General features: G+C 60.5%; 12 protein-coding genes, 1 tRNA gene and 2 pseudogenes. 10 read left to right on the top strand and 5 right to left on the bottom strand.

Annotated features, from left to right (window positions below; all coding sequences use genetic code 11):
* Positions 1–77: 77 nt before the first annotated feature.
* Positions 78–1,337, top strand: coding sequence for a peptidoglycan-binding domain-containing protein (locus CDI09_RS06430; protein WP_167370167.1), 1,260 nt, complete (start codon positions 78–80; stop codon positions 1,335–1,337).
* Positions 1,338–1,843: 506 nt separating this feature from the next.
* Here the strand turns inward: CDI09_RS06430 and CDI09_RS06425 are convergent.
* A pseudogene (locus CDI09_RS06425) lies at positions 1,844–2,550 on the bottom strand (IS5 family transposase); the annotation flags it as partial.
* 362 nt (positions 2,551–2,912) lie between these two features.
* Between CDI09_RS06425 and CDI09_RS18530 the strand changes: the two are divergent.
* The 4 genes and pseudogenes from CDI09_RS18530 to CDI09_RS06405 all read left to right on the top strand — a co-directional run bounded on the left by CDI09_RS18530 (position 2,913) and on the right by CDI09_RS06405 (position 6,048).
* Positions 2,913–3,443 (top strand): annotated as a pseudogene (locus CDI09_RS18530) (heme NO-binding domain-containing protein).
* Positions 3,440–5,338: a bifunctional diguanylate cyclase/phosphodiesterase gene (locus CDI09_RS06415; RefSeq protein ID WP_078524253.1), complete on the top strand. Its 1,899-nt coding sequence runs from the start codon at positions 3,440–3,442 to the stop codon at positions 5,336–5,338. The pseudogene CDI09_RS18530 and the gene CDI09_RS06415 overlap by 4 nt, the downstream one beginning before the upstream one ends.
* Before the next feature lie 42 nt (positions 5,339–5,380).
* Positions 5,381–5,842, top strand: coding sequence for a site-specific integrase (locus tag CDI09_RS06410; protein ID WP_078524251.1), 462 nt, complete (start codon positions 5,381–5,383; stop codon positions 5,840–5,842).
* Positions 5,812–6,048 (top strand): tyrosine-type recombinase/integrase, encoded by a 237-nt coding sequence (locus CDI09_RS06405; protein ID WP_078524249.1) that lies wholly within the window; start codon positions 5,812–5,814, stop codon positions 6,046–6,048. The genes CDI09_RS06410 and CDI09_RS06405 overlap by 31 nt, the downstream gene beginning before the upstream one ends.
* Positions 6,049–6,145: 97 nt before the next feature.
* Here CDI09_RS06405 and CDI09_RS06400 read toward each other — a convergent pair.
* Positions 6,146–6,220 (bottom strand) — tRNA-Met (locus CDI09_RS06400).
* Between the two features lie 177 nt (positions 6,221–6,397).
* On the opposite strand from CDI09_RS06400, the gene CDI09_RS06395 reads away from it, so the two are divergent.
* Positions 6,398–7,627, top strand: a complete 1,230-nt coding sequence (locus CDI09_RS06395) for a mechanosensitive ion channel family protein (protein ID WP_078524247.1) — start codon at positions 6,398–6,400, stop codon at positions 7,625–7,627.
* Positions 7,628–7,644: 17 nt separating this feature from the next.
* Here CDI09_RS06395 and CDI09_RS06390 read toward each other — a convergent pair whose 3' ends face one another.
* Positions 7,645–8,487: an undecaprenyl-diphosphate phosphatase gene (locus CDI09_RS06390; protein ID WP_078524245.1), complete on the bottom strand. Its 843-nt coding sequence runs from the start codon at positions 8,485–8,487 to the stop codon at positions 7,645–7,647.
* Between the two features lie 126 nt (positions 8,488–8,613).
* Between CDI09_RS06390 and CDI09_RS06385 the strand changes: the two genes are divergently transcribed.
* Both CDI09_RS06385 and CDI09_RS06380 read left to right on the top strand, forming a co-directional pair.
* Complete coding sequence (locus tag CDI09_RS06385) at positions 8,614–9,072, top strand: MlaD family protein (protein WP_078527642.1); 459 nt, start codon at positions 8,614–8,616, stop codon at positions 9,070–9,072.
* A gap of 292 nt (positions 9,073–9,364) precedes the next feature.
* Positions 9,365–10,528, top strand: a complete 1,164-nt coding sequence (locus CDI09_RS06380; RefSeq protein WP_078524243.1) for a pyridoxal phosphate-dependent aminotransferase — start codon at positions 9,365–9,367, stop codon at positions 10,526–10,528.
* A gap of 260 nt (positions 10,529–10,788) precedes the next feature.
* Here CDI09_RS06380 and CDI09_RS06375 read toward each other — a convergent pair whose 3' ends face one another.
* Both CDI09_RS06375 and CDI09_RS06370 read right to left on the bottom strand, forming a co-directional pair.
* Positions 10,789–11,883: a D-alanine--D-alanine ligase gene (locus CDI09_RS06375; RefSeq protein ID WP_078524242.1), complete on the bottom strand. Its 1,095-nt coding sequence runs from the start codon at positions 11,881–11,883 to the stop codon at positions 10,789–10,791.
* Positions 11,880–12,458, bottom strand: a complete 579-nt coding sequence (locus CDI09_RS06370) for a DedA family protein (RefSeq protein ID WP_078524240.1) — start codon at positions 12,456–12,458, stop codon at positions 11,880–11,882. The genes CDI09_RS06375 and CDI09_RS06370 overlap by 4 nt, the downstream gene beginning before the upstream one ends.
* A gap of 270 nt (positions 12,459–12,728) precedes the next feature.
* Here CDI09_RS06370 and CDI09_RS06365 point away from each other — a divergent pair, with 270 nt between their 5' ends.
* Positions 12,729–13,745 carry a lytic murein transglycosylase gene (locus tag CDI09_RS06365; RefSeq protein ID WP_167370166.1) on the top strand — a complete coding sequence of 339 codons (1,017 nt, stop codon included), beginning with the start codon at positions 12,729–12,731 and terminating at the stop codon, positions 13,743–13,745.
* A 56-nt stretch (positions 13,746–13,801) separates the two neighbouring features.
* Positions 13,802–15,022 (top strand): D-alanyl-D-alanine carboxypeptidase family protein, encoded by a 1,221-nt coding sequence (locus CDI09_RS06360; protein WP_236944595.1) that lies wholly within the window; start codon positions 13,802–13,804, stop codon positions 15,020–15,022.
* Positions 15,023–15,024: the final 2 nt, after the last annotated feature.

Below are 15,024 nucleotides of genomic sequence, written 5' to 3'. Positions count from 1 at the left end.
TTTCTGCCTGATATTTCGCAACAAAAGGCTTTCCCATGCGCATTTTTGGCTGGTTGAGTGGCAGTTTTCTGTCTGTCATGCTCCTTTGGGTACCGGCTTTTGCCGCCCCGGACTATCATCCCGGTTTTGCCTGTCCCCGCCCTGATGGGGCCGATGTTCTGGCCACAGCGCTGTGTAATGATCCGGTCATGGCGAAAGCTGAACTGGACCTTGAAAAAGTATTCTATGCCCATCGTGGACAGGAAGGGGCAGGGGCCTATCAGGCCATCAAGGCGCAGGCCGTTGCCTATGATACGGCATTGCGCAATGCCTGCGCCATTCCCGCAGCGGGCACGCCGGGCGCGGTCATGCCATCGGGGGCTGCTTCATGCTACGTGAAGGTAACGGAGCAGCAGGCTGTTGAGTGGGCAGAATCCCTCAGCGGCCCCTATGCGCAGGAAGCCGCGCGCAATATTGACCTCCACATCGCCCTGCAGCAGAAACTCATCAATGCCGGATATTCGTTTTCCCCCATGGATAAGGCCGATGGCCTTTATGGCGATGCCATGCGCACGGCCATCAAAACCTGGCAGGCTGCCTATGGAGATGAGCAGACGGGCGCGATTTCGGATGATGAAGTACCTCATGTTCAGAAACTTGGCATCTCGCGCGCCGTGCGCTGGGCTAATCAGCCGCCTGAGCCCTCCCTGAGCAGTGATACGAGCGCGCCGCCCCTGCTGCGGATATTTCAGCTGGACATGTTGGGTATCCAGCGCCCCTTTCTTGAGCAGTTCACGGGACCAGCCAAATATGTGAACCACTATTCAGACAAGACAACCACCTATACTTACATGGTCAAAAACTGTGAACTGACAGCCTATGAACAGGGAGGGAAAATTCAGGGCTACGGGCTGAAAATAACCCCGTCCTGCTCAGTGCCACTGACACCGTTCATCCAGAATTCCACCCCTACGGTAGCTGAACTGACACTTGGCGATGTCAGTGCCGCGCTGAATGGCAATGCCAGGCCGGTTTCCGATTGCCTTGAAAGCTGCGGTAATGCCGCTGATCCCAATATCGGACTGATGGAACAGGGATCCCATGCCGAGGATTACGTAAATATTGAAGTCTATGCTCCGGTGGTGGATGAGAAGGCCCTCAATGCTTATGCAAACTGGAGGGATGCGCTCAGGAAGCATGAAACAGAGGACTACATTCTCAACGGCAAGTTCAACTGCGATGGCAAATATGCTGCCGAGGGGCTGCACGCCATGCGCAACGTGGCGGTGAAGCAGCTTTTTGTGGGCTGGGGAGCGTCGGGCTTTGGCCAGTACATTAACGGGCAGTGTGGCCAGTAAAGAAGGTTCTGGCATAATTTACGCTGAGCTTCAGCATGCTTTTTTCAGGGCTACCTGGGGAGGCTCTGCTCAAAATGCAAGCACGTCTGGATATTGCTTTATGAATGGGCCTGCGCGATGCAAATACATAAGTAGACAGATCGCGCGGCAGGCCTGAAGGAGCGCGGCACGTAAGGATTGTGCATTGTGGCGGTTAGGGAGGAAGCTGGAGCGCGAAACCCATGCCGCTGTAAACGTCATTATCAAGTTTCCTGCCTGATCTCCTGATGCAGAGCAGCAGGTGAGGGGAGTGACTGGCGTTTTTGAAAAAAGGGGAAAATCCAGTGACTGGCATCAGCCCCATAAAAAGGCTGTATCAATATACCAAGTCCTTGAAAATAAACCATAACGCAGATGGTAGCGGTGGACGGATTTGAACCGCCGACCAAGGGATTATGATTTTCCTGTTTCTTCAGGGCCTGTTGGGAATTATCTTGAATTGATGATTGCGCCAACGAGATAGACATGGCTTCGAATGACCTGTCTGTTTTTTCGCTGCGCATGGCGATGCGCTTGAACTCCTTGAGCTTGCAGAAGAAGTTCTCAATGAGATGGCGTGCTTTGAACAGGGTCCCATCGAACGGGCGTCTGTCGAGGCGGTTTTTGCGCTGGGGGATGGCCACGCAGGCCCCTTGCGCGCGTATGGCGTCCACGATCCAGTGGACGTCGAATGCCTTGTCAGCAAGAATTCCTTTAAAATCCGCCGGTTCGAGAAGAGGCGCAACGCCGACCGTATCGTAATGCTGGCCGGGGATCAGCGTGAAGCGGACCAGATTACCCAGCGCGTCGGTCATGGCGATGATCTTCGTTGACCATCCCGTTACACTCCGCCCTATCGCCTGGCTTCGGGTCCCCCTTTTGCGCCCTGGCCGTGAACCTGGACCACCGTGCCGTCAATCATCGCGTATTCCATGTCGGGATCATCGGAGACGGCCTCGAAAATCTTCTGGAAAACACCGGCTTTCGTCCAGTCGCTGTAGCGCGAATAAACCGAGTTCCAATGTCCGAAATACGTCGGCAGGTCCCGCCACGGACTGCCCGTCCGGGCAATCCACAGGACCGCCTCGATGAAGAGGCGGTTATCCTTCCCGCTGCGTCCCCGATCCGTCTTCTTGCCAAGGCACAGCGGTTCCATTTTCGCCCATTGGGCATCCGTCAGTATGAAGCGATCCATATGGTCTTTGAAACACATCATGGTCCTTTAGAAAACTCAATTCCCAACAGTCCCTGAAAGGGAGGAAAAATATGCTGCAAATTATGTTATTACGAGTCCATAACACATATTTTTAATATGAATAAATGACAGGTTTATTTATTGCAATAATGACTGTAATGGTTCGAAATTTTAGAGGAAACCGCGAATTCTTCGTATAGTTTTAAGTCTTATGCTCAGCATACGATTTCCTGGATTTCTGAAAAATCGATTAGATATGCGAAAAACACATACAAGGCATAAAGTGACATCAGAATGCATCATTATTACATATCCACGATACATCTTTAAAATGAATATATATTACAAGAGGTTGTGGAATAATGAAGGGTATTGTTTTTAATATTCTGGAAGAGGTCGTGGAAAAGAACCACGGCGCGGAAGCATGGGATACCCTGCTGGAGGCCGCCAATGTCAGCGGCGCCTATACTTCGCTGGGCAGCTACCCTGATGCGGAAATGCAGGCGCTGGTAGTCGCAGCTTCAAAGCACTTGGGTATTACACCGGCCGAATTGCTGCACAGTTTCGGGCGGGATGCCATGCCCATCCTCAAGCAACGCTATCCGGAACTGTTCAGTACGCATCCCAATTCGCGCAGCTTTATCCTGAGCGTGAACAGCATCATCCATCCCGAAGTGTGAAAGCTCTATCCCGGCGCGATGTGTCCGTATTTCCACATGAAGGAAAACGATGATGGCACGCTGGACATGACTTACAGTTCCGAACGCCACCTGATCGACCTGGCGCAGGGCTTTGTGCTCGGTGCGGCCGATGTATTTGGCGACAGGGTTGAAGTCGAGCGTTTCCCACCCGGATCTGGCAAAGAAAACATGCTGCGGGTGAAGTGGCTATGACCATCAATTCTGGACCGGAGACAGAAGTAACGGATTATGAAGCCCTGTACCGCCGCATCCGCCGCCGTTATGAGCGCGAACGCGAAGTGCGCATGGAAGCTGAACGCATCGCGGAGGACGGGTTGAGCCAGCTGTATGCGCGTAATCGCCAGCAGGCCTTGATGGAGGCGGTTGCCGCCCAGGCCAATAGTGGCCTGTCAGTGGAGGACATCGTCCGCTTTGCTTTTTCGCAGGCCTGCGAGATGGGGCCATGGTGCATGGCACTGGCATGGTTGCCGGACAGTAAGGGCAGCGGCCGGGTGTTCCGTCTGGCCAGCCATCTTTCCGGACATGAGAATGCGGCTGCCGGCCGTGCACTGCCTACCGGGTCTGACAATGCGCTATTGCCCAGCATCTGCTCACGTTTGCAGATCGAGTCAGCGCCTCTGTGGCTCGTGGGTGAGGGTACCCGCTCAGGCATGCAGACCGTACTGATGGTGCCGGTCATGGTGAGTGGCCGCATGGCGATGGTACTTGAATTCGATGCCCTGTCGCGCCACGAAAGCGATCCCTATACGCTGGCCATGTTCTCCAACATCGCGCGTCAGCTGTCTCATGTGCTCGAACGGCGGGAGACCGCTGATCTCCTGCGCCACGAGGCCACGCATGATGCGCTGACCGGCCTGCCCAACCGCAAGGCTTTTCTTGCGCGGCTGGATGCCATCATGGAGCGCGACCGGAAAACTGGCCACGATCATGCGGTAATGTTCATCGACCTGGACAAGTTCAAGATGGTGAACGATAGCTTCGGCCATCATGCAGGCGACATGTTCCTGATCGAGATCGTCAACCGTTTGCGTCGCGTGTTCGATACCGAGCAGAACTGCTTTATCGCCCGTCTGGGCGGTGACGAATTTACCGCCATCATGACCGGCCCGCGCGACCAAGCCGCCCTTGAGAAGATCGGTGCGCGCATCTGTCAGGAACTGGAGGCGGAAATGGTGATTGATGGGCATCACCTGCGGCCTTCCGCCAGTATCGGTATTGTCACGTCCGATCACGACCATAAATCCTCGGCTGATATCGTGCGCGATGCCGATCTCGCCATGTATGAAGCCAAGCGTCGTGGTGGCGACCGGGTTATCCTGTTTACACCCGACCTGCTGGCACGCATGCATCACGCGCTGATCTTGCAGGGTGAATTGCCCGATGCGCTGGAACGCAACGAGTTTTTGCTGCATTACCAGCCCATCGTGGATGTGCAGGCTGGCCGCGTGGTAGGACATGAGGCCCTGCTGCGCTGGCGTGACCGGCGCGGCGTGCTGCATGACCCGGCGGCTTTTATCCGCAATGCAGAAGAAACAGGTCTGATCGTTCCTATTGGCAACTGGGTGCTGGAACAGGCGCTGCGCCATGTTGTGGCCTTCAATCGTGACCAGGCACCGGGGTATGAAATCGCAGCCCATATCAATCTGAGCGCGAACCAGCTTCGCCAGCCCGACATGCCGCGACAGGTACGCGAACTGCTGGCCATAAGCGGTGCGAAGGCTGAATGGATTGTGCTGGAAATAACCGAGGACGCCCTGCTGCCGGATATGGACGCTTCCGTCCGCCATCTTGCCGCCCTGCGCGGTGCGGGCGCACGGATTGCGATCAACAGCTTTGGCGGCGGTCGCAGTTCGCTCTCGCATCTCGGCATCATGCCGTTTGACATCATCAAGACCGACCGTGGCTTCGTGAAAACCATGGGCACCCATGGCCATACGGTGGATGTGCTGCGCCTTATGGCCGATCTGGGCAAAAGGCTGGACAAAATGGTTATTATCGAGGGGGTGGAGACGCAGGCTGAACAGAACCAGCTACGGACGTTGGGCTTTCGTTATATGCAGGGTTTCCATATCGGTCGTCCGGCCTGACGTCACGCGGCCGGCATTTCAGAAAAGGATTGTCGGCCGTGTTTGCTATGCCATCTTCAAACCAGAATTGCCGTTCTGTCGATCCTCCTGACCTGGGCGGTTAATCGGGAATGGCGACCGGACAACCCGGCGCTTCGCGTGCCAAAGCTCAAGACGTTGGGCGGATACCGTGCCTGGTCCGATGTGGAGTTGGCGACCATGCTGGGAGCGAGCACCACGACCGACGACATCCGCCATGCCGTCATTCTGGCCTACACGACTGGCCAACGCGGTCAGGATCTGATCAGGATGAAATGGTCAGATTATGATGGGGAGGGGATTTATGTCGTCCAGCTCAAGACCAAAGCGCCAGTCTGGATTCCTCTGCATGAGCAGGGCAGGCGGCTACTGGACACAATGTCCCGCCACAACGCCGAAACAATCCTGACCCGGGCAGATGGGGGCCGTGGAAAATCGATCATTTCCGGCACGAGATGGGCGCGCAGATCCGCGCGGCAGGCCTGACCGGCATTGTCACGCATGGGCTGAGAACGACGGTGGCGAGGTGGATGGCAGAGGCCGGGTGCTCCGAACGCGAGATCATGGCCATCACTGGCCATACCAGCCCGGCCATGGTCAGCCGCTACGTGCGTGAGGCAAGCCAAAAAGCGCCGCGCGCAGAGTGCCGCAACAAAGGTCACTCAATACCGTTTGGAGCAGGGGAGTGCTAAAACAGGGGAGCGCGCAGTGCTAAAGCCGCAAATCACCGGGGCCGGTAATGGGTCTGAAAAAGCATAAAAAATGTAGGAAAATCAATCCTAACGCAGATGGTAGCGGTGGACGGATTTGAACCGCCGACCAAGGGATTATGATTCCCCTGCTCTACCGCTGAGCTACACCGCCATCGCGTTAGGATGAGTGCGGAATACCCGCGCTTATGGGGCAAGTCAACCCGTGTTTTCGCATTCGGCTTCAAAACACATAAAAAAGCCCCGGATTTGGCACATCTCCCCGATAGGGGGTACTAAGGCAGACCCACCCCCAAAACGGCAACAACCAGAAAAAGGCTGTGCATCCTTCGTGAAAACCGAATTCCTTACACTTCTGACCCAGATCAGGCACCTGTTCGGATGGCTGCCGGGACTGCTGTCCTCCATCCTCATGCTGTGTGTGGCCGGACTGGTGGCGGAAATGTTCAGCCGGTTCATCACGAAACTCATCGTGCGCATACCGGGGCAGAAGCGTGGGGCCTTCGTGCGTTCGTTCACCATGGCCATGCAGCGCCCGGTGCGCATCATGCTGGTTATCGTGTTTGTCGGCACCGCGCTGCCGGTGTCGGGCCTGCCATATGACATCATGCAGGCCACCACCCACGCGCTGGTGGTGCTGTTCGTGCTCATGCTGGGTTATGCCGCCGTCGTGGCCACCCGCATCCTGTCCGATGCCTACCTCAAGCGCATCAACGGCAAGGATGACAAGGACGACATCCTGCTGCGCACCCACATGACCCAGGTGCGCGTGCTGCGGCGCACGAGCGACCTGCTGATCGGCCTGCTCACCATAGGGGCGGCATTGATGACATTCGAGCCCGTGCGGCAGTATGGGCTGAGCCTGTTCGCCTCCGCCGGTGCGGCATCCCTGGTCGTGGGTCTGGCTGCCCGCCCGCTGCTGACCAACCTGTTCGCGGGCATGCAGATCGCCATGACCCAGCCCATCCGCATGGAAGATCTCATTATCATTAATGGAGACTGGGCGTGGGTGGAGGAAATCACCTCCACCTATGTCGTGCTGCGGGTGTGGGACTGGCGGCGGCATATCGTGCCGATCTCGTATTTTCTTGAAAACACGTTCCAGAACTGGACCCATAATTCGGCGGCCCTGATCGGAGTGGTGTTCCTTCATCTTGATTTCAACGCGCCGATGGATCGCATCCGCGAGCGCCTGCGCGAGATCGTGCATTCCGCGCCGTTGTGGGATGGCAAGGAATTCGCCGTGCAGGTGGCTGACTGCAATGCCCATGTCATGACCGTCCGCGTCATTGCCAGCGCGCGCTCGGCCATGCAGAGCTGGGACCTGCGGTGCGAGATCCGCGAACAGATCATTGCCTATCTGCGTGATGAATGCCCCGAGGCGCTCCCGCGTGAGCGCCTGTCGCATGTGGCGTCCGTCTCGGGGCTGGATGTGATGACGGACCCGTCATCCCTGTCGCCGCCTGTCATGCGGCCGCCGCCGGGGGCATATCTCGGCCCGCGCAATGGCGCGGGTGGTGGCGGCATGGGGCTCAGCGATGGCGGTCAGGGTCACGGCTGAGCGCCCATGCGGGTTGGTCAGAACGACAGGTAAAGGAACGCGATCGCGCCCGCACCAATGCAGTACCAGCCAAACGGGCGCAGCGCCCAGTCTTCATGATCGCGGAAGTAGCGCATGAGGATGCCCGTGCACACCAGCGCCACAACACCCGCCACGATGGCGGCGATGATGGCCATGTGCATCTGTTCGGGCTGGGGCGGGGCATGGCGCAGCTTCAGCGCCTCGAGCACGGTAGCGGCCAGGATGACCGGCTGCGCCATGAGGAAGGAGAAGCGCGCCGCATTCTCATGCGAAAGCCCGCGCAGCAGCCCGCCCACAATGCAGGCACCCGAGCGCGACAGGCCGGGAAAGAAGGCAAGGCACTGGAACAGTCCGATCACCAGCGCCTCGCCAAACCCCAGGGCTGCGAGCGGGCGGTCGTTGTGGTGCCGCAAGGTGGCGCGCATGCGGTCCACCACCAGGAGCATGACACCATTGAGGGTGAGGAAAACGGCGGCGTAACGCGCCGTGCCGAACAGGTTGCGGATGGCGTGCTCGAACAGGCCGCCAATCAGCACGGCGGGAATGGTGGCCACGCACAGCAGGGCAAGGATGCGGATGCTGTCCATCTGGCATGTTTCGCCATGGCGGCCCGCAGCCCCCGTAAACAGGGCAACCCAGTCGCGCCAGAAAAAGACCAGAAGGGCGGCACAGGTGCCCAGATGCAGCATGACCAGCAGGGGCAGGAACATCTCCCCATGCAGGTCGAGTGGCCAGTGCAGCATGGCCGGAACGATGGCCGCATGCCCAAGGCTGCTGATGGGGAACTGTTCGGTCGCCCCCTGAATGATGGCAATAATGATAGCCTGAAGGAGTGTCATTGTCCCCCCGTCCATGACGCAGTAGAATGAAAAGATAAGGCAAGGTGTTGCGCCGCATTCCCCTCGCACCGCATTGCGGCAGCTTTCGGGATGGTGGTGTGGCGCACAGGCGGGCAGGGAGCCAGCATGGCAAGGCAGAGAAGTGGGGCGATCATATGCAGCGGGCTTGTCCTTCTGGTGGCGGGCGGGTTCTGTATTTACGCCCGGGCCTCGCAAAGCGGCGGATCACATGATCGCTATCCCGTCATGGCGCGTTTCGTTTCGGCCAACGGGCTGAAGGTCGGCGCGGATGTCGACATGGATGGCGTGCCCGTGGGCCGCGTCACCTCCATCGCGCTCGACCCCGCCACCTACATGGCCAATGTGGGGTTTACACTCGACCGCACCGTGTTGCTACCGGAAGATACAACCATTTCAATCGGTAGCCCCACGCTCACGGCCGATACCGCCCTGATGGTCGAGGCCGGGCAGGCTCCGGGCCGCATCGCGCCGGGCACGGTCATTACAAATACGCGCGAGCCGCTCAGCCTGGAGCAGCAGGTGAGCAACTATATTTTCGGCAATGGTGGCCTGCCCGGCAATTAGACTGTCGTTATGGCAGGGGTGGTCTGACCTGCCTCCTGTTGAGACAGGCTCGCGTCATATGATTTTTATTTGATCTGACCATGTAATATTTACAGCAATACGGCTTCGTGGCCTGAACCTTTCAGCCTTTCAGCCTTTCAGCCTTTCAGCCTTTCAGCCTGTTTCAGGGCGCATTGCCTGGTAGGATGTCATTTCGTTCAACGTGGTTTTGGCCAGGCTGCCCTTACGTGGTGGGGTATTGTCCTGTATGGCAGGCACGATCTGAAACCCTGTTTCCTGCCTTGAGGTCGTGATGACTGTGCCCCGGATTGATCCTTTCCATGCCATGACCATCAGCGCACTGGCGCATGAACTGGCAGGCGAGGGGCGGAGCATCATCCATATGGAGTTCGGGCAGCCTTCGACCGGCGCGCCTCGCGCGGCGATCGAACGCGCGCAGCACGTACTCGCCACCGATCCCATGGGGTACTGGGAAAGTCAGGCGCTCAAGGCCCGCATCGCCCGGCATTATCACGATACCTATGGCGTCACCCTGGCACCCGGGCAGGTTATCCTGACCTGTGGCGCATCGCCCGCGCTGGTGCTGGCCGTGACGGTCAGTTTCGTGCCGGGTGCGCGCGTGGCCATGGCGCGGCCGGGCTACGTGGCCTATCGCAACGTGCTGCGGGCGCTGCACATGGAACCCGTCGAGATCGCCTGTGGCGAGGCCGAGCGTTTCCAGCTCAGCGCGCAGGCCATAGCCGCCCTTGACCCCGCACCCGACGGGCTGATCCTGGCCAGCCCCGCCAACCCGACGGGCACCATCCTCTCGGCAGGGGAAATGCAGGCCATCGTCACGGTCTGCCGCGCGCGCGGCATCCGCATCATCTCCGATGAGATCTATCACGGCCTGAGCTACGGCGAGCCCGCCCATAGCGTGCTGGAATATGACCCGCAGGCGCTGGTGGTGAACAGTTTCTCCAAATATTTCAGCATGGCCCCGTGGCGGCTGGGCTGGCTTGTCGTGCCGCCTGAAAAGGTGGAGGCCGCCCGCGCACGCATGGGCAACCTGTTCCTCACGCCCGCGGCGCTAAGCCAGCATGCCGCCCTCGTGGCGTTTGATTGCGGGGCGGAACTTGAGGGGCACGTGGCCACCTACCGGCGCAATCGTGACCTGCTGCTCGGGACCCTGCCCGAAATGGGCCTGACCCATATCGCCCCGCCCGATGGCGCATTCTATATTTATGCCGATATCCGCCACCTGACCGATGACAGCATCGGCTTCTGCACGCAGTTGCTGCGCGATACGGGGGTGACAACCGCGCCGGGCGTGGATTTCGACCCCGTGGATGGAAAGCATTTCATCCGCTTCAGCTTCGCCGTGGCGACCGACCTGATCGAGGAAGCCATCCGCCGCATGGTCCCGTGGTTTCGCGCGCAGGCCGAAAAAACACGGAACGCCCCTCATACGGCCTGATGCCACCCGGCCCTGGTTGCGTTTACATGCTGCTGCGCATGAGGGGGCTGTGGTGGTTCGTTACGACCCTGCTTGGCATTATCCGCGGCATGCAGGCGCTGCGCCGTAACTGCCCCGTTAAGCCATCTGTTCGTGAAACTGGCTACCATGACCTGAAAAAAGCACCCGGCTCCGCCTTGAACAAAAGGCAGCGCCCAAGAGCCTCGGCGCACTGAAAAAAACACGTCCCGACCACGGGCGCATATAGCAGGCGCGCTGCCTCAGTCGTTGAGCGGATAGGCGGCCATGAGCCTGCGCTGGCGCAGCCAGGCGCGCAGCATGGCCATCGCGCCACTGCTCTTCCAGCCTTCGCGGCGCTTCTTGGCGCCAATGCGGAAGGTCTCGCCATAATGCAGGAACTGCGTGGCGTATGCATCGCGCAGGGTGGTGCGCGCATCCCATATATGGGTAGCTTCCGAACCCACGCCGTTGATCTCGATGATCTGGAAATCCTTGCCCTCGCGCAGATGGGCAAGGCTCAGGGCCTTGGCGTCGATGCGGCCAAAATGGAAATCGGGAATATCGCGCATGATCGTATTTACCCGCGCCGTCAGTTCGGGCGTGATGTCGGCGGCGCAGTCATGGAAGATCGAGCCCTTGCAGTGATTGCCCGCGAATACCAGCGGCAGCGACTGCCCGGCGGGCGGCACTTCGTGCAGGCGGGGCCTGAGGCGGGGAATATAGATGTGCGGCACGAGGCGGGTGCGTGGGTCGGCGTGGAGCAGTTCCTCCACCGTGGAGTGACCATCGCCCGTAAGGCAGGGTACCTCCTTATAGGTGAGCGAGGTAATGCGGCCCTCTGCCTCATCAGGGTGGCGGATGTAGAATATGCCCACCTCATGCCCGTAGGGGATCAGGTGCTGGAGCATGACCGGTACCCCGCGGCCAAAGGCGGCGAGGCCCTCGCGCAGGCTGTCGGCATCACGCATGATGCGCACGCCGGTGCCGTTGCAGCCCACATCAGGCTTGAGCACGACGGGAAAGGACAGGCCTGCCTGCTCCATGGCGGCCAGCGCGCGGGGGGTATCGTTCTCGCCCGTGGTCAGCACCGCGTAAGGGGCGATCCACTGCCGCGCCTCGTCGCCCGCCATGTCCAGGATCGAGCTTTTGCTCTCGCCGCACAGCCCGCCTGTCTCGATACGGGGGTTGGCGGCGGTAGGCAGGCTGAAATCGCGGTAGCGCAGCCCGAGCAGGATCCAGTACAGCACGATGGGGGTATAGAAGATCCAGCCGGGCCAGAACTCGAAGGCGGAAACCGTGGGGGCGGCAGGCCGCGCATCGGGCTGGCCGTTCACGGTGGTGGTGGTGTCGGTCATCTGGTCTCGTTACCCTGCAAACGTGCGATCATGCGGCTTATCAGAAGGATGGTCAGGACAAAACCGCCCATGCCCGCCCATTTCCATGTTCCCAGATGGTCGATCAGGAACTGCCCCACCTGGAGCGAGACGAGAAACAGCATGGTTGTCCAGATCAGCGTTGCTGCGATGGCCGCGACACAGAACAGCCCGAACCGGGCATGGAAGAAACCACACGCGGTATAAAGCGGCAAGCGCGCGCCGGGCACGAAACGGCTGATGAACACGATGCGGAACACGTTGCGGTCGAACCACTTGCCCTCGCGCGCGCCGCCGGGCAGCGTGATCCACCGCCGCGCGGGCGGCCACAATGCCGCCAGTCGGCCCATGCCATACAGCCCCATGTCGCCCACCACGATGCCGATATAAAGCGCCACCAGCGCCACCCACAGGGCGACATGGCCGGTGCGCACCTGCATGGCGGTCAGGATCGTGGCCGCATCCTCCAGTATGAAGGTGCCGACAATGATCGCCAGCGCCTGCATGATGGGGGAGGCGCCCGCCGTGGCAAGGAAGGCGGTCAGCGATGCGGGCATGCAGCGCGCTTTTGCACATCCGGGCGGGGCGGACAGGATAAACCGTGGCTGGACAAGAACATGCCTTCTGGTCGGCCCGGCATGCGGGCAGGTAAACAAAAGATCGGCCATCCGCCCAACGCGGGGCAGCGTCCGGCGTTCTTGTTGCATGCTTCGCCTATGGTCACAAACGCGAAATTATGTCGCATAATGTATCGCGCTGCCCGCCAGGGCGCGTGATGTGCAAGTCAGAGATTGAAACGGGCGTGGTGGCGTGGCACAGCATCTGACATGCTCGTACGTCGTCGCCTCCTTCATGCTGCTGCCGCTTCCCTTGCCGGAGCGGGTGCTACGTGGCTGCTGCCCGCGCAGGCGGCACGCCACAGGCCCCCGGCCACGCCGGCGGCCAGCGGGGATTACGCCGCCTTTCTCGCCACCATCCGGCGCGAGGCGAGTCGGCAGGGGCTGAACGCTCCAGCGGTGGCGCAGGCGCTCGATCTGCAGGCGCCCAATGCGCAGGTGATCCAGCGCGACCGCAACCAGCCGGAATTCCACCTCACCTGGGCGCAGTATCGCAGCCGCGTGCTGGGCGCGCGCAAGATCAGTGACGGGCGCGCGGCCTTCGCCGCCCAGCGCGGCGTGCTCGAGCAGCAGGTGCTGACCCGCTATAATGTTGCACCCGGCGCCGTGATGGGCATCTGGGGGCTGGAATCGGCCTATGGCGCGCTGACCGGCAAATTCACGGTGGTCGATGCGCTGTGCACGCTGGCGTTCGAGGGCAGGCGGGCGAAATTCTTCCATGATGAACTCTTCCACGCGCTCGCCATCCTCAACGCGGGTGACATCACGCCAGACCTCATGACCGGCAGTTACGCCGGCGCCATGGGCCAGCCACAGTTCATGCCCAGCGCCTACCTCAGATACGCCGTGGATATCGACGGCGATGGCAGGCGCGACATCTGGCATTCCATGCCCGACATCTTCGGTTCCATCGCCAACTATCTGGCGGGTTCGGGCTGGGTGGGCGGCGAAAGCTGGGGGCAGGAAATCACCGTGCCCGACAGCGTGGCGCAATCCGAACTCGGGCGCACCCACACCCGCACCCATGCGGAATGGATGGCCATGGGCGTGCGCCAGATGGGTGGCGCGCCCTTTGCCGACCCCACCACAACCGGCGCGGTGCTGCGCCCCGATGGGCCAGGGGGCGAGGCCTTCATGGTCTATCGCAATTTCGCCGCGATCCGTCGCTACAATCCATCCGATTTTTATGCGCTGGCCGTGGGCCTGCTCGGTAACGAAATCACCTGACGGCTCCCGTCACGCCAGTCCTGCGCGCGGCTGGCACCTACCGGACCAAGGACGCAATGCACACCCGACGTTTCCTTCTGGCTGGCGCCACCAGCCTTCTTTTCTCGACCACGGCGCTCGCCGCACCCGCGGCCCGGCGGCGCCACCCTGCCGGGCCTGCCGCTGTTGATGCGGCGGCGCCTGTCGTTGCATCCTCGCCCGCCAACAGCCTGATCGGCCCGATCGACACCATCGCGCGCTGGGCGTGCATTGTCGATTACACCACAGGCGCCGTCATACTGGAGAAGGCGGCGGACGAGCGCATGCCGCCCTCATCGCTGACCAAGATGATGACGGCCTATATCGTGTTCGGCATGCTGCGCGCGGGCCGGCTGACGCTGGAGCAGATGCTGCCGGTCAGCGAGAAGGCATGGCGCATGCAGGGCTCGAAGATGTTCGTGCCGCTCAATGGCACCGTGGCCGTGGCCGACCTGATCCAGGGCATGGTGATCCAGTCCGGCAATGATGCCTGTATCGTGCTGGCGGAAGGCGTGGCAGGTTCGGAGGACCAGTTCGTCAGCCTCATGAACACGCAGGCAGCACAGCTGGGCATGACCAACACCCACTTCCTCAACGTGACCGGCTGGCCGATGGACGGGCATTACATGTCCGCGCGTGATGTGGCGACCATCGCCATGCACCTGATCCATGATTACCCTGAATACTATCATTTCTTCTCGGAAAAGAGCTTCCGCTACAATAAGATCACGCAGGAAAACCGTAACGCGCTGGTGGTCAAGGGCGTGGCTGACGGACTCAAGACCGGCCATACCGATGCCGGTGGCTTCGGCCTGTGCGCCAGCGCCGAGCGCGGCGGCAACCGCGTGGTCATGGCCATCAACGGCCTGCCCAGCAGCAATGCCCGCGCCAACGAGGGCGAGCGGCTGTTCGAGTGGTCGTTCGTCAATTTCGAGAACGCGACCCTGCTCCATAATGGTGCTGTGGTGGATCATGCTCCGGTCTGGCTGGGGCAGGCGCCCACCGTGCCGCTGGTGGCTACCCGTGATGTCACGCTCACCCTGCCGCATGGCTGGCAGAACCGGGTGCATGTGAGCATGGACTACCGCAGCCCCGTGGCGGCCCCGGTCACGGCGGGCCAGCAGCTTGGCGAGATGGTGATCGCCAATACCGGCCTGGCCGAGATCCGCATTCCGCTGGTGGCGGGTGCCGATGTGCCGCGCCTTGGCCTGATGGGCCGTGCCACGGCGGTGCTGGGCCGCAAGCTGGGGCATGGCTAGAC

The organism is Komagataeibacter nataicola (genome assembly GCF_003207795.1).
Classification (GTDB): domain Bacteria; phylum Pseudomonadota; class Alphaproteobacteria; order Acetobacterales; family Acetobacteraceae; genus Komagataeibacter; species Komagataeibacter nataicola.
Note: the sequence above shows the minus strand (reverse complement) of the source record. Positions and strands in the feature narration are given on the sequence as shown.